At 73.6% G+C, this 22,798-nt stretch carries 21 protein-coding genes; 8 read left to right on the top strand and 13 right to left on the bottom strand.

All coding sequences use genetic code 11. The features are described from left to right. Positions 1–16: 16 nt before the first annotated feature. Both QMG39_RS12030 and QMG39_RS12025 read right to left on the bottom strand, forming a co-directional pair. A complete protein-coding gene (locus tag QMG39_RS12030) occupies positions 17–1,141 on the bottom strand; it encodes a DUF3027 domain-containing protein (RefSeq protein ID WP_281885294.1) in 1,125 nt (374 codons plus the stop codon). A 4-nt stretch (positions 1,142–1,145) separates the two neighbouring features. After that, the gene (locus QMG39_RS12025; protein ID WP_281885292.1) at positions 1,146–1,526 is read right to left on the bottom strand and encodes a cold-shock protein; all 381 of its coding nucleotides are present in this window, start codon (positions 1,524–1,526) and stop codon (positions 1,146–1,148) included. Positions 1,527–1,630: 104 nt separating this feature from the next. On the opposite strand from QMG39_RS12025, the gene QMG39_RS12020 reads away from it, so the two are divergent. The 3 genes from QMG39_RS12020 to QMG39_RS12010 all read left to right on the top strand — a co-directional run bounded on the left by QMG39_RS12020 (position 1,631) and on the right by QMG39_RS12010 (position 5,496). Next, positions 1,631–1,906 (top strand): hypothetical protein, encoded by a 276-nt coding sequence (locus QMG39_RS12020; protein WP_281885290.1) that lies wholly within the window; start codon positions 1,631–1,633, stop codon positions 1,904–1,906. A gap of 40 nt (positions 1,907–1,946) precedes the next feature. Then, entirely contained in the window at positions 1,947–3,779 is a 1,833-nt protein-coding gene (locus QMG39_RS12015; protein WP_281885288.1) for a helicase-associated domain-containing protein, read from the top strand. Positions 3,780–3,855: 76 nt separating this feature from the next. Continuing rightward, entirely contained in the window at positions 3,856–5,496 is a 1,641-nt protein-coding gene (locus QMG39_RS12010) for a DNA repair helicase XPB (RefSeq protein ID WP_281885286.1), read from the top strand. A gap of 13 nt (positions 5,497–5,509) precedes the next feature. On the opposite strand, the gene QMG39_RS12005 is transcribed toward QMG39_RS12010, so the two are convergent. From QMG39_RS12005 to QMG39_RS11995, 3 genes are all read right to left on the bottom strand, one after another. Continuing rightward, the gene (locus tag QMG39_RS12005) at positions 5,510–6,208 is read right to left on the bottom strand and encodes a pyrimidine reductase family protein (RefSeq protein ID WP_281885284.1); all 699 of its coding nucleotides are present in this window, start codon (positions 6,206–6,208) and stop codon (positions 5,510–5,512) included. Next, positions 6,205–7,035, bottom strand: a complete 831-nt coding sequence (gene folP, locus QMG39_RS12000) for a dihydropteroate synthase (RefSeq protein WP_281887271.1) — start codon at positions 7,033–7,035, stop codon at positions 6,205–6,207. Before folP ends, QMG39_RS12005 begins: the two co-directional genes overlap by 4 nt. Before the next feature lie 62 nt (positions 7,036–7,097). Then, complete coding sequence (locus tag QMG39_RS11995) at positions 7,098–8,330, bottom strand: NAD(P)/FAD-dependent oxidoreductase (protein ID WP_281885282.1); 1,233 nt, start codon at positions 8,328–8,330, stop codon at positions 7,098–7,100. 155 nt (positions 8,331–8,485) lie between these two features. Between QMG39_RS11995 and QMG39_RS11990 the strand changes: the two genes are divergently transcribed. The 3 genes from QMG39_RS11990 (at position 8,486) to QMG39_RS11980 (ending at position 11,539) form a co-directional block, all read left to right on the top strand. After that, positions 8,486–9,178: a response regulator transcription factor gene (locus QMG39_RS11990; protein WP_281885280.1), complete on the top strand. Its 693-nt coding sequence runs from the start codon at positions 8,486–8,488 to the stop codon at positions 9,176–9,178. 31 nt (positions 9,179–9,209) lie between these two features. Next, entirely contained in the window at positions 9,210–10,970 is a 1,761-nt protein-coding gene (locus QMG39_RS11985) for a sensor histidine kinase (protein WP_281885279.1), read from the top strand. Positions 10,971–11,248: 278 nt separating this feature from the next. Further along, positions 11,249–11,539 carry a WXG100 family type VII secretion target gene (locus QMG39_RS11980; RefSeq protein ID WP_281885277.1) on the top strand — a complete coding sequence of 97 codons (291 nt, stop codon included), beginning with the start codon at positions 11,249–11,251 and terminating at the stop codon, positions 11,537–11,539. Between the two features lie 25 nt (positions 11,540–11,564). Here the strand turns inward: QMG39_RS11980 and QMG39_RS11975 are convergent, their stop codons facing one another. The 6 genes from QMG39_RS11975 to QMG39_RS11950 all read right to left on the bottom strand — a co-directional run bounded on the left by QMG39_RS11975 (position 11,565) and on the right by QMG39_RS11950 (position 19,888). After that, positions 11,565–12,734 (bottom strand): hypothetical protein, encoded by a 1,170-nt coding sequence (locus tag QMG39_RS11975; RefSeq protein WP_281885275.1) that lies wholly within the window; start codon positions 12,732–12,734, stop codon positions 11,565–11,567. 74 nt (positions 12,735–12,808) lie between these two features. Continuing rightward, positions 12,809–14,197 (bottom strand): 8-oxoguanine deaminase, encoded by a 1,389-nt coding sequence (locus QMG39_RS11970; protein WP_281885273.1) that lies wholly within the window; start codon positions 14,195–14,197, stop codon positions 12,809–12,811. Continuing rightward, complete coding sequence (pucL, locus tag QMG39_RS11965) at positions 14,197–15,102, bottom strand: factor-independent urate hydroxylase (protein WP_281885271.1); 906 nt, start codon at positions 15,100–15,102, stop codon at positions 14,197–14,199. Before pucL ends, QMG39_RS11970 begins: the two co-directional genes overlap by 1 nt. Before the next feature lie 34 nt (positions 15,103–15,136). Then, positions 15,137–17,914, bottom strand: a complete 2,778-nt coding sequence (locus QMG39_RS11960; RefSeq protein ID WP_281885268.1) for a molybdopterin-dependent oxidoreductase — start codon at positions 17,912–17,914, stop codon at positions 15,137–15,139. Next, positions 17,911–18,714, bottom strand: coding sequence for an FAD binding domain-containing protein (locus QMG39_RS11955; protein ID WP_281885266.1), 804 nt, complete (start codon positions 18,712–18,714; stop codon positions 17,911–17,913). Before QMG39_RS11955 ends, QMG39_RS11960 begins: the two co-directional genes overlap by 4 nt. 10 nt (positions 18,715–18,724) lie before the next feature. Continuing rightward, positions 18,725–19,888, bottom strand: coding sequence for an XdhC family protein (locus tag QMG39_RS11950; RefSeq protein WP_281885264.1), 1,164 nt, complete (start codon positions 19,886–19,888; stop codon positions 18,725–18,727). 173 nt (positions 19,889–20,061) lie between these two features. Here QMG39_RS11950 and allB point away from each other — a divergent pair, with 173 nt between their 5' ends. Both allB and QMG39_RS11940 read left to right on the top strand, forming a co-directional pair. Further along, entirely contained in the window at positions 20,062–21,423 is a 1,362-nt protein-coding gene (allB, locus tag QMG39_RS11945; protein WP_281885263.1) for an allantoinase AllB, read from the top strand. Continuing rightward, the gene (locus QMG39_RS11940) at positions 21,420–21,923 is read left to right on the top strand and encodes a nucleoside deaminase (RefSeq protein WP_281885261.1); all 504 of its coding nucleotides are present in this window, start codon (positions 21,420–21,422) and stop codon (positions 21,921–21,923) included. Before allB ends, QMG39_RS11940 begins: the two co-directional genes overlap by 4 nt. A gap of 18 nt (positions 21,924–21,941) precedes the next feature. On the opposite strand, the gene uraH is transcribed toward QMG39_RS11940, so the two are convergent. After that, a complete protein-coding gene (gene uraH, locus QMG39_RS11935; RefSeq protein ID WP_281885259.1) occupies positions 21,942–22,280 on the bottom strand; it encodes a hydroxyisourate hydrolase in 339 nt (112 codons plus the stop codon). Further along, entirely contained in the window at positions 22,277–22,789 is a 513-nt protein-coding gene (uraD, locus tag QMG39_RS11930; protein WP_281885257.1) for a 2-oxo-4-hydroxy-4-carboxy-5-ureidoimidazoline decarboxylase, read from the bottom strand. Before uraD ends, uraH begins: the two co-directional genes overlap by 4 nt. Positions 22,790–22,798 lie beyond the last annotated feature (9 nt).

Raw genomic sequence — 22,798 nt, 5'->3', positions numbered from 1 at the left:
CGGCCGACGCCGTCGCTCACTCCTCCTCGGAGCCGGCCGCGTCGTCGGTCTCGTCGAACCCGTCCGCGTCGGAGTCGTCGTCCTCGGAGACCTCGTCGTCCTCATCGAGGTCGTCCTCGTCGGAGTCGTCCTCGTCGGAGTCGTCCTCGTCGGAGTCGTCGTCCGAGTCGTCCTCGTCGGAGTCGTCGTCCGAGTCGTCGAACTCGTCGTCCTCGTCGTAGGCGTCGTCGTCCTCGTCGTCGAAGTCGTCGTCGTCGTCCTCGTCGTCGTCGTCGTCCTCGTCGTCGTCGTCCGAGTCCTCGTCGTCGTCCTCGTCGTCCGAGTCGTCGTCGTCATCCTCGTCGTCCGAGTCCTCGTCGTCCTCGTCGTCCGAGTCCTGATCGGCGAGGCCGTCGATGTCGACGCCGTCGAAGACGTCGTCGCCGTCCTCGGCGTGGTCGTCGAGATCCTCCGGATCGTCGAGATCATCGGTGTCGAGCGCGCCATCGCCGTTCGCGTCGGCGACCCGCTCCTCCGCGTCGTCCGTCGCATCCTCGTCGGATGCGCGCTCGCGGCGCTCCGCCTCGGCCTGCTCCGCCGCCTCGGCCTCCGCCCGTGCCTGCGCGGCCCGGTACTCGGCGAGGCGGTCGGCCCACGGCACCCACTCGGGCGCGAGCAGTGCGCCCGTGCCGGGCACGAGCTGGCTCTCGAGCACCTGCGGCTCGCTCTCGGCATCGGCGCGGGCGACGGTCACGCTCCACTTCCAGCCGGGGTACCCGGTCACGCGTGCGTCGAAGAGCAGGGAGTGCACGCGCGCGCCGTCGAGCACGTGACCGGTGTGCGATCCCACGGTCTCGGCGGGGGCCACCTCGAGGAGCGCGCTCCGCGCGAGGTCCACGGCAGCGAGGAGCACCTCGTCGGCGACCACGGGCTCCGGCTCGGGCTCGGGCTCGGGCTCGGGCTCGGGCTCGGGCTCGGGCTCGGCAGCGTCCGCCGCCTCCGCCTCGGGCTCGGATTCAGGGGCATCCGCCGCTTCAGGGGCATCCGCCGCTTCAGGGGCATCCGCCGCTTCAGGGGCATCCGCCGCTTCGGCCTCGGTCGCCTCCGACTCGGCCGCGGCACCGGTCGCCTCGACCTCCGGCTGCTCCATCTCGTCAGGCATCGGGTCAGGCATCGAGATCGTCTGCGACCTTGCGCAGCACGGCAGCGATCTTGCGCCCCTCGGCGCGGTCGGGGTACCGGCCCTTGCGGAGCTTGCCGCCGGTGATGTCGAGCCACTTCACCAGGTCTTCCACGATGATCGCCATCTCATCGGCGGGTCGACGCTGGATCTTCGTCATGCTCGGGCCTGCGTCGAGCACGCGCACCGACAGCGCCTGCGCGCCGCGCTTGCCCTCGGCCACGCCGTATTCGACGCGGGAGCCGGAGCGCACGGTCGCGCCCGCCGGCAGTGCCGACGCGGGCAGGTGCACCTGCTGGCCGTCGTCGCCGGAGATGAACCCGAAGCCCTTGTCCTCGTCGAAGAACTTGACCTTGCCGGTTGGCATGCTGACCCTCACTCACTCACGTGTTGCAGGCGCACGGCAACGCCGCCGCCCCGACCTCCCAGTCTAGTGCGAGCGGCCCGCGCCCCTGCCCTATCCTTGTCCATGTGACGACGAGCACCCCACCGAGCGACCATCGCGCCGAGCGCGTCCTGGCCTACATGGTCGCCGGGACCGTCGGCTTCTCCATCCTGGCCTTCTTCGCGGTCATGATCGCGACGCTGTCGGGGGTGGGAGACAACGATGGCTTCAGCCAGGGCATCTGGCCGTTCATCATCGTGCTGCCGCTGATCGGCCTGCCGATCGGCTTCCTGCTGCTGGTCGCGCTGCTCATCGTCAACGGCGTTCGACGGGCGCGTGAGTCCCGCCGGGGTTCGGCCTGATCCCGTACAGATGCTCCCACTGGCCACACGACTGCGCGCGATGGAGCGCGAGTCGGTCGCGGCCGCGATCCGCTCCCGGCGCATCGACCCCACGGGCATCGACGACGTCTTCGACCTCGCCGAGGCGCTCCTCACCGACGACTCGCTCGACCGGGCGATCGCCCGGCTCGACCGGCGGCTGCTCGCGTTCCTCGCGGTCGCCGTGGAGCTGGCGCCCGCCGACGGCCTGACGAGCCTCGCGCGCGTGCTCGACGGCTGGCCCTCCCTGGCGCCGGACGCCCCGGACGCCGAGGACGCGGACCTCCGCCTCGACGCGCTCGACGAGCGCCTGCTCGTGCTGCGCGACGACGACGGGATGCTCGTGCAGCCCGAGGTCGCCGAACGGCTGCGCGCCCGCATGCGGGCCGGCCTCCCCGCCGCGGCGGCCCTCGCGGCGCCCCCGCCGCCCGGACTGGTGCGGGAGGGCGACGTCGACACCGGGCTGGTCGCCCGGCTCGCGGCAGAGCGCGCGTTCCGCACGATCGCCGCACTCGCCGAGATCGTCGCCGCCGTGAGCCTGGAGCCCGCGCGCGAGCTCGTGCGCGGCGGCATCGCGCTGCCCGACGCGAAGCGCCTCGCCGCGGCGGCCGGCATCGAGCTCGACGACCTGCCGGCGCTCATGGACCTCGCGTCGCGCAGCCAGCTCATCACGCGCGACGGCGGCCACTGGCTCGAGACCCCGCGCGGCGAGTCCTGGCTCGAGGCCGAGACCCCCGAGCGCTGGCGGCAGCTCGCGACCGCGTGGCGCGACCGCCTGCCCGATGAGCTGCTCGCCCTCATCGCGGGCCGGTCGCTGATCGGCGGGCCCGCCCCCCTCATCGAGGAGGCGCGCTGGTTCTACCCCGCCGGCGGCGAGTGGCTCGACGAGCGCGCCAGGGTGGTCTCCAGCGAGGCCGACGCGCTCGGCCTCACCGTGTCGGGCGTGCCCGTGCCGGCCGGCCGCTCGGTCGTCGAGGGCGATCTCGACGCCGCGGTCGCCGCGACCAGCGCGCTGCTGCCCGGGCACGTGTCGCAGGTCTACGTGCAGCACGACCTGTCGATCGTCGCGCCCGGCCCGCTGGCCCCTCCCCTCGACGCGCGCCTGCGGGTGCTCGCCGACGTCGAGGCGCGCGAGCTCGCGTCGAGCTACCGGGTCTCCGCCGCATCCGTCAACCGCGCCCTGGCCGCCGGCGAGACCTCGGCATCGCTGCTCGAGTTCCTCCGCGGCATCTCCCTGACCGGCGTGCCGCAGCCGCTGGAGTACCTCGTCACCGAGACCGCGTCGCGCTACGGCCGCGTGCGCGTGGGGTCGCTCGGCCCGAGCGAGATGCCCGCGCGCAGCTACGTGCGCAGCGACGACGACGCGCTGCTCGGCACCATCGCCGTCGACCAGTCGCTGCAGTCCCTGGGGCTGGTGCGCACGGGCCCGAACCGCCTGACGAGCAGGTTCTCGGCCGACGTCGTGTTCTGGGCGCTGAGCGACGCGCGGTACCCGGTCGCGGCCGAGGACGAGACGGGCGAGATCGTCGTGCTCCGACGGCACCGGGTCGCGCGGGTCGCCGACCAGGCGCAGCCGCGCGACCTCGTCGGCGAGCTCGTCGCGCGCGTGTTCGACGGCGCCGACGACCACAGCACCGAGCAGGCGTGGCTCTCCCGCCGTCTCGAGACGGCCGCGCGCGACCGGTCGGCCGTCACCGTGAGCGTGCGGATGCCCGGCGGTGACGTCGTCGACTTCGTGCTGGAGCCCACGAGCGTGGCGAACGGGCGGATGCGGGCTCGCGATCGGGCCACCGACATCGAGCGCACGCTGCCGATCTCGGCGATCGCGGGCGTGGCCGACGCGCCGGCGGACTGAGCGCGCCGGCGCGCCGACGGTCTGCACCCCGGGGCATCCGCCCCCGCTCCCCCTGCTGCGGGTAGACTGGACCGCTATGTCCGACGGCCCCCTCATCGTCCAGAGCGATCGCACGGTCCTGCTCGAAGTCGCGAACCCGCTCGCGGAGGACGCACGCCACGATCTCGCGGTCTTCGCCGAGCTCGAGCGCGCGCCCGAGCACATCCACACGTACCGCATCACGCGGCTGGGGCTCTGGAACGCGCGCGCCGCCGGGCACGACGCGGACGACATGCTCGGCACGCTCGAGCGCTACTCGAAGTTCCCCGTGCCGACGACGGTCGCGGTCGACATCCGCGAGACCGTGGGCCGCTACGGGCGCCTCGTGATCGACCGCACCGACGACGGCGACCTGCGGCTGCGCAGCGACGACCTGGCCGTGCTCACCGAGGTGACCGGCGCGAAGCGCATCGCGCCCCTCCTCGTCGAGCGCATCGACGACACCGGGTTCCTGGTCGCCGCGTGGGCGCGCGGACAGCTCAAGCAGGAGCTCGTGAAGCTCGGCTGGCCCGCGGAGGACCTCGCGGGCTACACCCCCGGCACGCCGCACGAGATCGACCTCGCCGAGGACGGCTGGCACCTGCGCGACTACCAGAAGAAGGCCGTCGACAACTTCTTCGACGGCGGCTCGGGCGTCGTGGTGCTCCCCTGCGGCGCGGGCAAGACGCTCGTGGGCGCCGGGGCCATGGCGACCGCGAAGACGACCACGCTCATCCTCGTCACCAACACCGTGAGCGCCCGCCAGTGGCGCGACGAGCTGCTGCGCCGCACGTCGCTCACGCCCGAGGAGATCGGCGAGTACTCCGGGCAGGTGAAGGAGGTCAAGCCGGTCACGATCGCGACCTACCAGATCCTCACCGCGAAGCGGAAGGGCGAGTACGCGCACCTCGCGCTGCTCGACGCGCTCGACTGGGGCCTCGTGGTCTACGACGAGGTGCACCTGCTGCCCGCGCCGGTGTTCAAGCTCACCGCAGAACTGCAGGCGCGCCGCCGCCTCGGCCTCACCGCCACGCTCGTGCGCGAGGACGGCCGCGAGGGCGACGTCTTCTCGCTGATCGGCCCCAAGCGCTTCGACGCGCCGTGGAAGGAGATCGAGGCGCAGGGCTTCATCTCCCCCGCCGCCTGCTACGAGGTGCGCATCGACCTCCCGCAGTCGGAGCGGCTCGCCTACGCCGCGTCCGCCGACGACGAGCGCTACCGGCTCGCGGCCACCGCGCCCGCGAAGCTCCGGGTCGTGCGCGAGCTCGTCGCGAAGCACGCCGGCGAGCGCATCCTCGTGATCGGCCAGTACCTCGACCAGATCGAGGAGCTCGCCGACGCCCTGGGCGCCCCGCAGCTGACCGGCTCGACGCCGGTCGACGAGCGCGAGCGGCTGTTCCAGGAGTTCCGCGAGGGCACCACGCCGGTGCTCGTGGTCTCGAAGGTCGCGAACTTCTCGGTCGACCTGCCCGAGGCGACCGTGGCGATCCAGGTGTCGGGTTCGTTCGGCTCGCGCCAGGAGGAGGCGCAGCGCCTCGGCCGGCTGCTGCGCCCGAAGGAGTCGGGCCTGTCGGCGAACTTCTACACGCTGGTCTCGCGCGACACGGTCGACCAGGACTTCGCGCAGAACCGCCAGCGCTTCCTCGCCGAGCAGGGCTACAGCTACACGATCCTCGACGCGCACGCGCTGGCCGCGTAGGCGGCGGCCGCGGCTACGCGGAGCGATAGCGCAGGAACACCAGGTCGCCCGACGGCAGGGCGTGCACCAGCCGCATCCGCCTGGCCCGCTCCGAGGCGTCGGTGACGATGCGCGACTCCTCGCCGCCCACGAGCACCGGGCCGAGCGTGAGGCAGAGCTCGTCGACCAGACCGGCGTCGAGCAGGGCGCCGCACAGGCTGGGCCCGCCCTCGCAGAGCACGTTGCCGTGGCCGAGGTGGCGGATCGCCTCGACCGCGGCCGGCAGGTCGACCGCGTCGTCGCCCGCCACCAGCACGTCGGCGACCTCGGCGAGCGCGGCGTGGCGGTCCTCGGGCGCCGCCGCGTGGGTGACGACGATGGGCCGCTCCGGGGCGTCCGCGAAGACCGGGTCGGATGCCGCGAAGTCGAGGCTCGACGACACGATCGCGAGTCGCGGGTGCGACGGCTTCCCGACCGACCGTCGCCACGCCGCGTTCTCGGGCCCGAGCCGCAGCGCGCCGTAGCCCTCGTGGCGGAGCGTCCCGCCCGCCACGAGCACCACGTCGGCGAGCGAGCGCAGCACGCCCATGAGCTGCTGGTCGTCCTCCCCGCCGAGCCCGCCCGAGCGGCCGTCGATCGCGGCCGCGCCGTCGAGGCTCGTGATCATGTTCAGTCGCAGGGCGCCGTCGTCGGGGTAGGCGTAGGCCGCGCGCATCGCCTCGCGGTCGATCATTCCGCCTCCTCCCCACCGGCCTGCGCGGGCATGTTGTGCACGAGCGGGCCCGTCGGCTCCCGCCAGCCGAGGATCGCCTCGGTCATGCGCATCGCGTCGACCGTCTCGCGCACGTTGTGCACGCGCACGAGCCGGGCGCCCTGCGTCACGCTCCAGACCGCCGCCGCGAGCGACCCGGCGACGCGCTCGCCGCGCTCGCGTGCGAGGGTCTCGCCGATGAAGTCCTTGTTCGACAGGGCGACGAGCGTCGGATGCCCCAGGGCGACGATCTCCCCGAGCCGCCGCGTCAGCTCGAGCGAGTGCGCGGTGGTCTTGTTCAGGTCGTGCCCGGGGTCGACGATGATGCGCTCGGCCGGCACGCCGCGCTCGAGCGCGAGGTCGACGCGTCGGCGCAGGAAGTCGGCCACCTCGGCGACGACATCGCCGTAGGTCGGCGAGGGGTGTGGGGTGCGCGGCGCCGCGAGGCTGTGCGTGATGACGATCGTGGCGTCGCTGTCGGCCACGACGTCGGCCATGCGCGGGTCGTGGATGCCGGTGGTGTCGTTGATGACGTGCGCGCCCGCGTCGATCGCCGCGCGCGCCACGTCGGGGTGGAACGTGTCGACCGAGATGCCGCCCGCGCCGGCGAGCTGGGCGACGACCGGCACGACCCGCTCGATCTCCTCCTCGACGGGAATCGCCGGGCCCGGCGCGAACTTCGCGCCGCCCACGTCGACCCAGTCGGCGCCGTCGGCGTACGCGGCGAGCGCCGCCCCCACCGCCGCGTCGAGCGCGAAGGTCGCCCCGCGGTCGTAGAACGAGTCGGGCGTGCGGTTGACGATGGCCATGACGACGACCCGGCGGGCGAAGTCGATCTCGCGGCCGGCGATCCGGCGCACCTGCGACGCGCTCACGCGGCGATGCCCTCGAGCGGCACGTCCGCGTCGGCGAGCGCGGCCGGGTCGACCACGGCACCGGAGCGGATGAGTCGCTGCACCTGGTCGTTGACGTCCCACACGTTGACGTTCATGCCCGCGACCACCCGCCCGCCGGCCACCCGGAACGCCACGAACTCGCGGGCCGCGAGGTCGCCGCGCACGACCAGCTCGGCGCCCTCCGCGAGCGAGCCGTAGCCCGAGTACTCCATGCCGAGGTCGTACTGGTCGGTGAAGAAGTACGGGATCTCGTCGTAGGTCACCCGCTCGCCGGCGAGCGCGCGCCCGGCGGCCGTACCCGAGGCGTCGGCGTTGCCCCAGTGCGCGACCCGCAGGTGCGTGCCGAGCGTCGGCGAGAAGATGCTCGCGACGTCGCCCGCCGCGAACACCCCGGGCGCACTCGCGGCCAGGTGCGCGTCGACCGTGACGCCGTCGTCGACGGCGAGGCCGGCGGATGCCGCGAGCTCGACGTTCGGCACCGCCCCGATGCCGAACACGACGACGTCGGCGGGCACCTCCTCGCCCGAGCCGAGCACGACCGCCGACGCCGCGCCGTCGCCGCGCACGCCGACGACGTCCGCGCCCATGCGCAGGTCGACGCCGTGCTCGCGGTGCAGCGACTGGAAGACCGCACCGAGCTCGGGCCCGATCTCGCGCGCGAGCGGCACCTCGCCGTGGCCGAGCACCGTCACCTCGTTGCCGTAGCTGCGGGCCGCGGCGGCGACCTCGAGTCCGATCCATCCCGCGCCGACGACGGCCACGCGCCGGTCGCCGCCCGAGATCGCGTCGCGCAGCGCGGTCGACTCTGCGAGCGTGCGGAGGTGGTGCACGCCGTCGAGGCCTGCCCCGGGGCCGGTGAACCGGCGCGCGCGGGCGCCGGTCGCGACGAGCACGCGACGGTAGGCGAGGCGCTCGCCCGAGGCGAGGGTCAGCTCACGGGCATCCGTGTCGAGGCCCACCGCCTCGGAGCCGGTGCGCACGTCGACGTCGTGCCCGGCGTACCAGGCCGCGTCGTGGGGGAAGATCACGTCCGCGGCATCCGACCCCTGCAGGTAACCCTTCGACAGGGGCGGGCGCTCGTGCGGCAGCAGCGGCTCGCCGGCGACCAGCACCAGCTCGTCGTCGTGCCCCGCCTCGCGGGCCGCGCCGGCCGCCCGGGCCGCCGCGAGTCCGCCGCCCACGATGATCACTCGCCCGGTGCTCGCCATGTGCCGAGTCTTCCACGCGGCGGGGCGGGACGCGCCGGATCGGGCACGACGCACGGCGGATGCATGGCTTCCGCGGGGCCGCGCCACAGCCCGTGATCGAGCCGCGCTCGAAAGACTCACAGGAAAGTTCCAGTGAATCCGCAGATACTGGGCGCATGAGCGACGGACCACGCATCCTCATCGTCGACGACGAGCCCAACATCCGAGACCTGCTCACCACGAGCCTGCGCTTCGCGGGCTTCGCGGTGCGCGCGGTCGGCAACGGCGCCCAGACCATCTCGGCGGTGATCGAGGAGGAACCCGACCTCATCATCCTCGACGTCATGCTGCCCGACATGAACGGGTTCGGCGTCACCAAGCGCCTCCGCTCGGCCGGCTACACCGCGCCGATCCTGTTCCTCACCGCCAAGGACGACACCGAGGACAAGATCACCGGCCTCACCGTCGGCGGCGACGACTACGTGACCAAGCCGTTCAGCCTCGACGAGATCGTCGCGCGCATCCGCGCCATCCTGCGCCGCACCATGAACGCCGACGAGGACGCGATCATCCGCACCGGCGAGCTGACCATGGACCAGGACACCCACGAGGTGCTGGTGGGCGACGTGCCGATCGAGCTCTCCCCCACCGAGTTCAAGCTGCTGCGCTACCTGATGCTGAACCCGAACCGGGTGCTGTCGAAGGCGCAGATCCTCGACCACGTCTGGGAGTACGACTTCAACGGCGACGCGGGCATCGTCGAGAGCTACATCTCGTACCTGCGGCGCAAGCTCGACCAGCACTCGAGCGAGCCGCTCATCCAGACCAAGCGAGGCTTCGGGTACATGCTCAAGGCCTCCAAGGCCTGACTCAGGAACGCGCACGTAGACTCGCGGCGCCATGCATCAGACACTCACCGACCGTTGGAGCCGCGTCTCGCTGCGCTCCAAGATCACGGGCGTGACGGTGCTGATGCTCACCCTCGGCCTGCTCGTCTCGGGCGTCGGCACGATGACGATGCTGCGCAGCTGGGTCGAGGACCAGCAGGACAAGAAGCTCATCGCGATCGCACGCGGCGAGCTGTCGAAGTACTTCGTCGGCGGCGACGCCGGCGACACCCTCGACGGCGAGGACCTGCGCCTCGACACGACCGATGACGTGTTCATCGCCATCTACGACGGCGAGGGCGGGTTCGTCGCCCACAACTGGCTGCTGCACGACCGCGACTCGTGGCCGGAGATCCCCGCCGAGCTCACCGTCTCGGACGTCTCGCTGCTGAACGCCGGCACTAGCGGATACACCGTGCGCACGCTGAACGACGTGAACGGCGACCCGAACTTCCACGCGATCGCGGTCGTCGCCAACGCCGACAACCACGGCAACTTCGCGCCCGTGCTCGTGGCCGTCTCGATGACCGAGTCGCGCAACCTGCTCGCGGCGTACCTCACGATCTTCCTCGGCTTCGGCATCGGCGTGGTGCTGGTCGGCGCCCTGCTCACGCGGATGCTCGTGACGACGACGTTCCTCCCCCTGCGCGAGGTGGAGCACACCGCGGCGGCGATCGCCGACGGCGACTTCAGCCAGCGCCTCGGCGGGGCGACCCCGAACACCGAGGTCGGGCGCCTGAACCGCTCCCTCAACACGATGCTGAACCGCATCGACCGGGCCTTCCGCGACCGCGCGCGCACGATCGAGCAGATGCGCCGCTTCGTCGGCGACGCGTCGCACGAGCTGCGCACGCCGCTTGTGTCAGTGCGCGGCTACGCCGAGCTCTACCGCATGGGCGCACTGCAGTCGGCAGACGAGGTGGGCCAGGCGATGGATCGCATCGAGAAGGAGGCGATCCGCATGTCGGGTCTGGTCGAGGACCTGCTCGAGCTCGCCCGCCTCGACGAGACCAAGCCGCTCGCCCTCGCGTCGGTCGACCTCGTGCCGCTCGCCCGCGACGCCGCGCTCGACGCCATGGCCATCTCGCCCGCGCGCACGGTCTCGGTGATCGCGCGCGGCATCCACGGCGACGAGGCGACGGATGCCACGAGCCTGCCGTCGCGCACGCAGGGCGATGCCGAGGCGCGCACGGCGACCGGGTCGGGCCCGATCGCGTTCGCGGGCGCGACGCTCGCACGGCTGCGGCGTCGGCCGCGGCGCGGTGTCGCTCCGGCGCCCGCAGGTGCCGCCGGGGCCGCTGCCGGCGAGCCCGAGCCCCTGTTCGAGATCCTCCCGAACGAGCCCGATGAGCGCGACGAGCCGACCGAGGCCGTGCCCGCGATCGTCATGGCCGAGGAGAACAAGCTGCGCCAGGTCATCACGAACCTCATGGCGAACGCGATGCGCTTCACGCCCGACGACAGCCCGATCGAGATCGTGGTCTCGACCGACCGGGCGAGCGAGTCGGCGACGGTCGAGATCGTCGACCACGGCGAGGGCATCCCGCCGCAGATCCGCGAGAAGATCTTCCAGCGCTTCTGGCGCGCCGACACCTCGCGCACGCGCGAGACGGGCGGCTCGGGCCTCGGGCTCGCGATCGTCGCCTCGATCGTGTCCGCCCACAACGGCGCGGTCGGCGTGGTCGAGACCCCCGGTGGCGGCGCGACCTTCCGCGTCACCCTGCCGCTCGCGGACTCGTCGCGCGCGCCGCGCGCGCTCGACGCCCCCGCCTGACCCCGACTCGCGCCCGCCCGTATCGGCAGGACGGCACTTTTCAGGAGCGCCGGCACGGCCGGGTGCAGATCGGTGCGCGGGTGGCGATCTCACGCAGCATCCGTGCGAATCGAGCGGATGCTGCGCAGGAATCCCCCACCCGGCCAATCCGACTCCTGAAAAGCGCCGTCCCTCCACAGGGTGGGGCGGGTACGGGTCGGATGCCTCGGGGCCGCGTCGGCCGGGCGGTGGCGCGTGGGCGACCTAGCGTCGGTCGCACCGAACGAGAGGATGCGACCATGACCACCTTCCACGTCGACAGCGACCAGGTGCTGACCACCGCGTCGGCCGCGCAGGCCACGATCGAGCGCCTGATGGCCGACACCGCCGGGCTCAATGCCCAGCTGACCGGGCTGCAGGGCGCCTGGTCGGGGCAGGCGTCGGTCGCGTTCCAGTCGGCGGTCGCCGAGTGGCGCGCCGTGCAGCAGTCCGTCGAGCAGACGCTCGCGGGCGTGCAGCAGGCGCTCGGCGCCGCGGGCGCGCGCTACGCCGAGGTCGAGCAGGCGAACGCGGCGCTGTTCGTGCGCTGAGCGCGTCGGGCGAACCGGCCGGGAGTCAGTCGGCGACGTTCGCGAGGATCGCTTCGGCGAGCGGCACCACGGACGCCCGAGCACCGGTGTAGTCCAGCTCGGGCGTGTAGGGCGATGGGGACGGCACGGGCGGGAACGCGACGCGGATCCAGTCGTGCTGACGGTGCAGGTCGAGGATGCACTCCTCACCGTCGTTGCAGCGGAGGATCGCATCCCCCGGCTCGACTCCGGCGACCGCGATCTCGGAACCGCCGTCGGCCAGCCAGTCGTCGCGGGCGTCGAGGAACGCCCACTCGCCGCCGGGCAGCACGCTGACCTCCCCGAAGCTCAGATCACTGTCGAAGAACAGCTGACAGTTGAGTGCGCCGGCGGCTTCAGTCTCGTACAGGTAGCGACCGATCCTCGGGCCGTCCCAGTACGGACCGAACGCGACGACACCAAGGCCGGTGACCTCGCCGAGCTCCTCGGCCGTGCCGAGGTCGTCGCATGACTCGATCTGCGGCGTCGATGCGGTCGGGACCCATCGTGCGGTCGGGTCGCCGGCCGCGTCGACCGCCACCACGACCGCGTCAGCGAGGACCGCGAACGCCTCGGTCATGTCGTCCTGCGTCGCGAACGACGACACGTCGATGCCCGTCCCTCGGAAGTCGATCCAGGCTCCTGCGACCCAGCCGAACAGCTGGCACCATCCCAGTCCTGAGTATCCACCGACGCCCCCGCACCTCGGCCCATGGACCGACGAGCCGTACGGTGAGGCCAGAGGTCCGTTGGAGAGGGCGGCCTCCTCCAGCGCAGCCGCTCCTCCTTCGGGCAGCACGCTCAACACGACCGACATGCGCTCCGGCTCAGGCTGCCCGAACCCCTGCACGAGGCCCCCGTCCCACACGCACTCGAGCGCCCCGAGCTGCAGCGAGGCCGCGTGGTCTGGCGGGAACGTGCTGAGCACCGGCACGGGCGAGAGCTGCTCGGGCGGGCTCAGGAACGACTCGAGCTCGTCGATCGGCAGGACCTCGTCGCAAGTCAGGTCGAGGCGCGGCTCGGGCCCCTCGAACGCGACCTCGGTGGGCGTCGGCGATGCCGGCGCGGAGGATGCGACGGGCGGAGCCTCCGCCGCGGGTCGGGCGGCGCATGCCGCTAGCGAGAGCAGCGCGACCGCGGCGATCGAACCGAGTGCAGGGCCAGTCCGTCGTCGCATCCCGTCAGGCTACGTGCGAGACGGGACGCATTCCGGCCGCCTGTGGACGGCGGGACCGGTGCGCGCCGCCCGCGTCACGCGCGCTCGGCGAGTTCCCCGCTCGCGCGGGCAGCCGCGTCGGCGATCGCCCGGGAGTCGGCGGTCACGAGCTCGCCGTCCTCCACGACAGTGCGACCGCCGACGAGCAGGCGGGCGAGCGGCGGCAGCGATGCGAGCCCGAGGGCGGCGACCGGGTCGGCGATGCCGGCGTGCTCGACGCCGTCGATGCGCCAGAGGGCGAGGTCGGCGAGCTTGCCCGGCTCGATCGAGCCGAGCTCGTGCTGCCGCCCGAGCACGCGCGCGCCGCCGATCGTGGCGAGCCGCAGGGCCGTGCGCACGTCCATCGCCCCGGCGCCGTCGCGCAGGCGCGCGAGCAGCACGGCCTCGCGGATCTCGTCGCCGAGCCGGCCCGACTCGTTCGACGCGGCCCCGTCGACGCCGAGGCCGACGGGCGCGCCGGCATCGACGAGCGCACGCACGGGCGCGATGCCCGCCGCGAGCCGCGCGTTCGACGACGGGCAGTGCGCCACGCCGGTGCCGGTGTCGGCGAAGCGGCGCACGTCGGCGTCGTCGAGGTGCACGCAGTGCGCCATCCACACGTCGTCCCCCAGCCAGCCGAGCGACTCGAGGTAGCCCGCGGGCGAGGTGCCGAATCGCTCGCGGCAGAACGCCTCCTCCTCGACGGTCTCGGCGCCGTGCGTGTGCAGCCGCACGCCGAGCTCGCGCGCGAGCACCGCCGACTCGCGCAGCAGGTCGGCGGTCACCGAGAACGGCGAGCAGGGCGCCGCGGCGATGCGCACCATCGACGAGAACCCGGGGTCGTGGTACGCGTCGACGGCCTCGCGGGTGGCCGCCAGCGCGGCATCCGTCGTCTCGACCGCGAAGTCGGGCGGCAGGCCGCCGGCGCTCCGCCCCAGGTCCATCGACCCGCGCGTCGCGTGCAGGCGGATGCCGACCTCCGACCCGGCCTCGACGATCGCGCCGACGAGGTCGCCGCCGCCCGCCGGGAACACGTAGTGGTGGTCGGCGAGCGTCGTGCAGCCCGAGCGCGCCGCCACGGCGAGCGCCCCTGCGGCACCGGCGCGCACGAGGTCGGCGTCGATGCGCGACCACATGGGGTACAGCGCGACGAGCCAGTCGAACAGGATGTCGTCCTGCGCGAACCCGCGCGTGAGCCACTGGTACAGGTGGTGGTGGGTGTTCACGAGGCCGGGCGTGAGCAGGTGCCCGCGCCCGTCGATGCGCTCGTGAGCGGATGCCGCGAGCTCACCCGGCACCGGCCCCGCGCCGACCGCGGTGATGCGGTCCCCGTCGACGACCACGTAGCCGTCGGCGTACTCCGTGCCGGCCGCGTCGACGGTCGCCACGTGGCATCCGTCGATCACCACCCGGCGTGCCGGCGCGCCCCCGGCACCCGCCGCCATCAGACCAGACCGGTGTAGTGGTCCCACGCGGGCCCGGCATCGGGCGCATCGTCGCGGGTGACCGTCGCCTGGATCAGCCCGTAGGGCCGGTCGTCGGCGTGGAAGACCTCGTTGTCGTTGTCGATGCCGAAGCGCCCGAGGTCGTAGAGGAAGTGGTGCTTGTTCGGCGCCGACATGCGGATCTCCACGATCTCGGGGTACGCCTCGAGCACGGCGCGGCCCATCGCGTAGAGCGTCTGCTGCAGCGCGAGCGAGTGCACGTTCGCGAAGCGCTCGACCATGACGGCCTTCACCCCGTCGTAGACCGCATTCCAGTCGACGTCGGTGGTGCCGAAGCGCCAGGTCGCGACGAGCGACGTCGCCATGATGCGGTCGGTGGTGGGCTCCAGCACCGTGTACTCGTCCTCGAGGAAGCCGTGGAACTCCGAGCCGGTCGACTTCAGGATCACGAGGTCCTTGAACCCGCCGGTCACCCACGTCTGCTGCGCCTCGCCCGACCCGGCGACCGTGACCGACGCGAGGCGCACCTCTTTCCCGTTGCGCGTCCAGGTGTGGTCGTGCTCCGCACCGTCGGCGACGACGCGGTCCCACGCGAACTCCTCGATCTCGATGCGGGCGGATGCCACGGGCTCCACGTCGTCCACGAAGTGGCGCGCGAGCGCGAGGCCGTACTCCTCGAGCTCCGTCAGGCCGTGCAGCTTCGCGTACGCGTAGGCGGTCTGCTTCTGCGTGTCGGTGGGCAGCACGTTGCCCTGGTCGCCCTCGAGGTGGGCGGCCGCGAAGTCGCCGCGGAGCGCGGTCGACACGTTCACGTCGCGGATCTCGTGGCGGGGGCTGTCGCGCACGATCCGCACGATGCGGTTCTCCGCCTTGCCGTACCGGTCGTCGCCGAGGATGATCGCCATCTGCTGCTCCTGAGTTCGTTCGATGTGTCGTGGGTCAGTCTGTCTGGATGGTGCCGCTCGCGAGCCGCCAGACGCGGTCGCGCGAGAACGGCAGCTCGTAGCCGCGCACGCCGATCGCGCGGCGGATCGCGTTGCCGAGCGCAGCCGCGACCGGGTTGTACGGGCTTTCGCTCATCGACTTGGCGCCGAACGGCCCGAGGTCGTCGCTGGTCTCGGCGAAGTACACCTCGGTGTCGGGCACGTCGGCCATCTGCGGCACGCGGTAGAGGCGGAACACGGGCGTGGTGACGTGCCCCTCGTCGAGCACGACCTCCTCGTACAGCGCGCCGCCGATCGCCTGGGCGACGCCGCCCTCGACCTGGCCGCGGCACTGCTCGGGGTTCATGACCGTGCCCGCGTCGGCCGTCTGGATGGACTGGAGGATGCGGACGGTGCCCGTGCGCACGTCGACCGCGACGCGGAAGGCGTGCACGTTGTAGGCGAGCGAGCGCCGGTCGCCGTACTCGGCCCCTTGCGCGAACGCGCCCTCGGGCGAGCGGTGCTCGGCGGGCACGGCGGCGATGAGCTCATCGAAGCCGACGCGGCGTGCGTCGAGCCCGGCACCCGCCAGCGCCCCGTCCCGGTCGAGCACGACCTCCTCCGGCACGCACCCCGCGATCCCCGCGGCCGCCGCGACCAGCACCTCGCGGAGCGCGAGCGCCGCCGCGTGCAGCGCCTTGCCGGCGACGGTCGTGCCTGCGGACGCGAACGCACCGGTGTCGTGGGTCGCGGCATCCGTGTCGGACTGGTGGATCACGATGCGGTCCGTACCGGTGCCGAGGTCGGTCGCGACGATCTGCGCGTGCACCGTCGTGGTGCCGTTGCCGAACTCGCTCGTGCCGACGCCGAGGCGCACGGTGCCGTCGGGGCGCAGCGTCACGGTGGTCTCGGAGATGTGGCCCCGCGGCGCCATGGTCGCGATCATCGCGGCCGCCATGCCCTCGCCCACGCGCCACTGGGGCCCCTCGGGAGCGTCGACGCCGTTGCCGCGCCGCAGCGCCCGCTCGGCAAGGTCGAGGCACTGGTCGAGCCCGTAGCTGCCGTGCACGAGCTCGGCCTCGGCCTCGTCGTGCCACGCGAACGGCGGCTCGCCGTCGCGGATGACGTTGCGCCGGCGCAGCTCGAACGGGTCGATGCCGAGCTCGAGCGCGAGCTCGTCGAGCGCCGACTCGACGCCGAAGATCACCTGCCCGAGCCCGTAGCCGCGGAACGCGCCCGACGGCGGGTTGTTCGTGTACACCGCCTCGGCGTCGACGCGCTTCACCGGGCTCCGGTACAGCGAGATCGACTCGGAGCAGGCGTGGAACATGACGCCGCGCGAGTGGTTGCCGTACGCGCCGGTGTCGCTCAGCACGTCGACGTGCATCGCGGTGAGCACGCCGTCGCGGGTCGCGCCGAGCCGTACCGCGACGCGCATCGGGTGCCGCAGCGTCGCGCGCGTGAACTCGTCGGTGCGCGCGTACTCCCAGCCGACCGGCTTCCCGAGCCGCAACGCCGCGACGGCGACGAGGTCCTCGGTGAGCAGCTCCTGCTTGCCGCCGAAGCCGCCGCCGACGCGCGCCGCGTACACGCGCACCCGCTCGGGAGGCAGGTCGAGCACGCGCGCGAGCTCGTCGCGCACGAGGAACGGCACCTGGGTGCTGGTGCGCACGACGAGCCGCCCGTCCTCCTCGGTCCAGGCGATGCTGCCGTGCGTCTCGAGCTGGGCGTGGCTCTGGCGCTGCGTCTGCCAGGTGCCCGAGACGGTGACCTCGGATGCCGCGAGGGCATCGTCCACGTCACCGCCGAAGCCCGCGTGCAGGGCCGCGATCACGTTGCGGTCGGCCTCGTCGACACGGTCGTCGGGCGTGCGCCCGGGGTGGATCACCGGCGCACCGGGCCGCCGCGCGGCATCCGGATCGAAGACCGCGGGCAACTCCTCGTAGACGACCTCGATGGCGCGGCAGCCCGCCTCGGCGGCCGCGGCGCTGGTCGCGACCACGGCGGCGACGCGCTGGCCGACGAAGCGCACGACGTCGTCGAGCATGCGCGTGTCGTCGGGGTCGTCGGTGCGGTGCTCGTGCCGTCCGGTGGAGTAGCGCGTCGCGGGCACGTCCTCGTGGGTGAGCACGAGCTCGACGCCGTCGATCGCCATGGCGGCGCTCGTGTCGATCGAGACGATGCGGGCGTGCGCGTGGGGCGAGCCGAGCACCCGCAGGTGCAGCATGCCCGGCACGGCGGTGTCGAACGTGAACGGCTCGGTGCCCGTGACCACGCGGCGGGCGGCGGGCGGATGCGCCGAGGTGCCGACCGCACCGGTCGACCCGAGGTTCCGCGCGCCCGCGCGTCCCGAGCCCGCCCCCGCGGCGACGCCCGCCCGGATCGACTCGCGGATGCTGCGGTACCCCGTGCACCGGCAGAGGCTGCCCTTCATGCGCCGCGGCAGGTCGTCGAGGTCGTCCTCGTCGAGGGTGGAGGCGGTCACGACCATGCCGGCGGTGCAGAACCCGCACTGGAACCCGAAGTGGTCGACGAACGCCTCCTGCATCGGGTGCAGGTCGTCGGGCGTGCCGAGCCCCGCGGCCGTGGTGACCTCGGCGCCGTCGGCGCGGTGCGCCGGCGTGATGCACGAGTGCACGGGCACCCCGTCGACGAGCACTGCGCATGCGCCGCAGTCGCCCGCGTCGCAGCCCTTCTTCACCTCGAAGTGCGCGTGCTCGCGCAGGTAGGTGCGCAGGCTCTGGCCGGCCCGCGGCTCGCCCTCCCGGGGCTGCCCGTTCACGGTGACCCTCATGCGGCCAGCTCCTCGCGCACGTCCTCGAGCAGGGCGACGCTCACGGCGCGCCGCCAGTCGGCCGAACCGAGCGGGTCGGAGTAGTAGCCGGGCGCGGCCTCGACGACGCTGCGCAGGGTCGCCGCGTCGGGCAGCCGGTCGAAGCGGAGCACGGTCGGGCGCTCGGTCGCGGCCGTGATCACGAGGGTCGCGGCGCCGTCCCCGTCGACGCGACCGGTGAGGACGGCACCCGAGCGGCCGAGCTCGGCGAGCGCGATCTTGCGGAACGCCGTGCGGGCCCGCAGCGCGTGCGCGGGCAGGTCGATCGCGCGCAGCACCTCGCCGTCGGCGAGGGTCGTCACGCCGTTGCCCGCGACCAGGTCGACGACCGGCCGCCGCTCCTCGCCGCCGTCGGGCGTCCAGATCGTCGCGACGCCGTCGAGGGTCGTGCAGAGCGAGACCATTCCGGCCGCGGCGAACGCGCGGCAGACGTTGCCGCCGACGGTCGCGGAGTTCCACACCTTGAACGAGGCCAGCAGCGCGTTCGCGCAGTCGGAGACGAGCGGATGCGCCGGCCAGGCCGCTCCCACCGCGTGCGCGACCAACTCGGCGATTGTGCAGGTCGCGCCGATGCGGAGCCCTCCGTCGTGCTCCTCGATGCTCGCCCAGCCCATGCCGGTGAGGTCGACGAGGCCGCTCGTGCCGACCTGGGGCTCGGAGTACAGCCAGGTGCCGCCGGCGACGAACCGCTCGCCCGGGGCGAGCGCGAGGTCGGCTCGTGAGGTGGCGCGCCGGTACGTGGCGACGGTCTCGAGATCCACGGTTGCCGCCTCAGTGCGCGGCGGGCGCGGTCGGGGCGGAACGGACGACGGCGTCGGTGCCCGGCACGGTGCGGTGGATCGGGCCGGTCGTCTCGCGCAGCGGCCGGCCGGACGCGCCGGTGCGCGCGGCGACGACCTCCGCGAGGATCGACAGCGCGGTCTCGGCCGGGGTCGCGGCGCCCAGGTCGAGCCCGATCGGCGAATGCAGGCTCGAGAGCGCGGCGTCGCCGACGCCGACGTCGCGCAGCAGCCGCATCCGCTCGTCGTGGGTGCGCCGGGAGCCGAGCGCGCCGACGAAGGCGACCGGCCGTTCGAGCGCCGCGGCGAGCACGGGCACGTCGGTGCGCGCGTCGTGGCCGAGCACGACGACGACCGTGCGCTCGTCGGTCGCCGTGCGCGCGAGGTGCTCGGCGGGACGCGCGACGACGACCTCGTCGGCGTGCGGGAACCGCTCGGGCGTCGCGAACGCCGGGCGGTGGTCGCACACGGTGACGCGGTAGCCGAGCGGCTTCGCGGCCGCGGCGAGCGCATCGCCGAACGCGATCGCGCCGTACACGAGCAACCGGGGCGGCGCGAGCCGCGACTCGACGAACAGGCGCAGCACGGCCTCGCCGCAGTCGACGTCGACCATGCCGGTGCGGCCGGATGCCGCGGCGCGATCGACCTCGGCCTGCACGCGCTCCGCGCGCACGCCGTCGAGCCCGGCGGCGTCGAGTTCGGCGTCCGTGAGCGCGTCGTCGGCCCCGGCGGGCAGCACCCGGCCGACGAGCCCCGCCGGCCCGGCGACCACGACCGCGACGCCCGCGTCGGACCCGGCGAGCGCGCGCCGGAACGGCTCGCCCGCGGCATCCGCCCCCGCCCCGCTCGGGAACGGCTGCACGAACACGTCGAGCTCCCCACCGCAGCTGAGGCCCACAGCGAACGCGGTCTCGTCGTCGATGCCGAAGCGCTCGACGTGCGCGGAGTCCTCCTCGAGCGCGAGCGCGCAGAGCTCGAACACCGCGCCCTCGACGCAGCCGCCCGAGACGCTGCCTGCGACCCGTCCGCTCGCGTCGACGAGCATCGACGTGCCGACCGGCAGCGGGGCGGAGCCGCGGATCGCGGTCACGGTCGCGAGCGCGAAGGCCTCCCCCCGGCCGAGCCGGCCCACCACGTCCTGCGCCAGTTCGAGCATCGAGACCTCACTTCGTGCGATGCGCGGGGCGAGCCGCGCGATCGTGTGATCGTATGCGGCACGCGTTAACCCGGTGTTTCGATCCTGCCCCCATCCGGCGTCGAGCGCACGCGTCGCCGCCCGCCGCAACGGACGCGAAACGCATGCCTGTTAGCGTCAGCCATGGAGGAGACATGCCCGATACCCCACTCCACGACCTCGTCGTGCTCGCCGACGCGGCGCTGGTCGACGGCCGGATCGCCCCGGCCGAGGTCGGCGTCGACGACGGCGTGATCGCCGCCGTGGCGCCCGCCGGCGCCGGCCTGCGCGGCCGTACGACCGCCCGCGTCGACGGCGGACGCGTGCTGCTGCCGGGCATCGTCGACGCGCACGTGCACGTCAACGAGCCCGGGCGCACCGAGTGGGAGGGCTTCGCGACCGCGACCCGTGCGGCTGCCGCCGGCGGGGTCACGACGATCATCGACATGCCGCTCAACAGCATCCCGCCGACGATCGACGTCGACGCGCTCGCGGTCAAGCGTGCGGCGGCGGCGCGGGCGGCGCACGTCGACATCGGGTTCTGGGGCGGTGCGGTGCCCTCCAACGCCGGCGCGCGGCGCGCCCTGCACGACGCGGGCGTGTTCGGGTTCAAGGCCTTCCTGTCGCCGTCGGGCGTCGACGAGTTCCCGCCGCTCGACGCGGCGGGCCTCGACGCGGCGCTCGACGAGCTGGCCGCGTTCGACGGGCTGCTCATCGTGCACGCGGAGGACCCCGACGTGCTCGACGCCCACGCCAACGACGGCGGCCCGAGCGCCCGCAGGTTCGCCGAATCGCGGCCGCCCGAGGCCGAACTCGACGCGGTACGGCGCGTCATCGACGGCATCCGGCGCACCGGCGGGCGCGCGCACATCCTGCACGTGTCCTCCGCCGCCGTGCTCCCCCTCATCGCCGAGGCGAAGGCCGAGGGCCTGCGACTGACGGCCGAGACCTGCCCGCACTACCTCACGCTCGATGTCGCGCACATCCCCGACGGCGCGACCGCGTTCAAGTGCTGCCCGCCGATCCGCGACGAGGCCAACCAGGACCTGCTCTGGGCCGGGCTCGTCGACGGCACGCTCGACTGCGTCGTCTCGGACCACTCCCCCGCGACCGCGGAGCTGAAGCTCGGGTTCGACGGTGACTTCGGTCGTGCGTGGGGCGGCATCTCGGGGCTCCAGCTCGCGCTCGCGAACGTCTGGACCGAGGCGCGCCGCCGCGGCGTCGGCCTCGAGCTCGTCGTCGACCGCATGGCGCGCGCGACGGCCGACCTCGCGGGCCTGGCCGCCAAGGGCCGCATCCAGGTCGGCGCCGACGCCGACCTGGTCGCGTTCGACCCCGACGCGGAGTTCACCGTCGACGCCGCCGCGCTGCGCCACCGCAACCCCGTGTCGGCCTACGACGGCAGGACCCTCGCCGGCCTCGCCGACGCGGTCTGGCTGCGCGGCACCCCCGTCGAACCCGACGGCGAACCCATCGGCCGGCTGCTCGACCGGCCGGCAGAACGGAGCACCGCATGACCGCCGACGACGTGTCCACCGACGACCGCCCCCGCGACGACCGCTACTGGATCGAGCAGGCCGTCGAGCTCGCGACCGGCAACGTCGCCGACGGCGGCGGGCCGTTCGGCGCGGTGCTCGTGCGCGACGGCCGCCTGCTCGCCGCGGGCGGCAACCGCGTGACCCGCGACCTCGACCCCACGGCCCACGCCGAGGTGTGCGTCATCCGCGAGGCGTGCCGCACGGTCGGCGACTTCTCGTTGGCCGGCGCCACGCTCTACGCGTCGTGCGAACCGTGCCCGCTCTGCCTCGCCGCCGCCCTGTGGGCACGGGTCGATCGCGTCGTCTACGCGGCCGACCGGCACGACGCCGCCGACGGCGGGTTCGACGACCGCGAGTTCTACGAGATGTTCGCGCGCGACCGCGCCACCTGGGACACGCCGGTCGAGCAGCTGCGCCCCGACGACTCGACCACGCCGTTCGACGCCTGGCGCGGCAAGGCCGACCGCACCGACTACTAGCTGCCCCGGTACGTCCTACTAGCTGCCCCGGTACGTCGAGTACGCGAACGGGCTGAGCAGCAGCGGCACGTGGTAGTGCTGCGCGGGGTCGTCGATCAGGAAGTCGATCGTGACCTCGGCGTAGAACGTCGGCCGGTCGCCGAAGTACGCGGCCGTGTCGAACACCACGCGGTAGCGCCCCGCGGGCAGCTGCTCCGGCCCCAGCGTCCCGACCCGGCCGTCGTCGTCGGTGGTGCCCGCGCCGACCGCGCGCCAGGTGCCTGCATCGGATGCCTCGAGCCGCACGCCGACCCCCGCCGCGGGCCGCCCGGTGGTGGCGTCGAGCACGTGCGACGTGACGTGGCTGCGCCCGCTCATGCGGCCACCCCGATCGGCGCGGCTGCGTCGCCGTAGAGCTGCTCGAGCCGCAGCAGGGCGATCTGCGCGAGCTGGTCGGAGACGATGGCGAGCTCCTCGGGGTCGTCGAGCACGATCCGCCGACGGAGCTCCGCGAGGATCTCCGCCCGGCTGCGCCCGGCCGCGCGGATGAGGAACACCCGCCCGAACCGCTCCTCGTACGCCGCGTTGCCCTCGGCGATCGCGCGTGCGAGGCCCTCGTCGGACGCGTCGGCCGACGCCTGCTCGGCCGTCGAGAACGACTGCGCCGTGCCCTGCCCGGTTGGCCGCTCGCCGATGCGCGGGTGGCTCGCCATCGCCTCGTCGACCTCGGCCGGCGTCAGCGTCGCCGCCGATGCGGCGGCTGCGGCCCGCAGCGCGTCGAACGACGCGTAGGGCGCGCCCGCGGCGACCTCGTCGACGAACCGCTCGACATGCAGGCAGGCAGTGAGGTCGGCCCGGAAGGAGTCTGGCGTCTGGGGCGCTGGCATGTGGTCCAC

This window comes from Agromyces rhizosphaerae, from assembly GCF_027925245.1.
Classification (GTDB): domain Bacteria; phylum Actinomycetota; class Actinomycetes; order Actinomycetales; family Microbacteriaceae; genus Agromyces; species Agromyces rhizosphaerae.
Note: the sequence above shows the minus strand (reverse complement) of the source record. Positions and strands in the feature narration are given on the sequence as shown.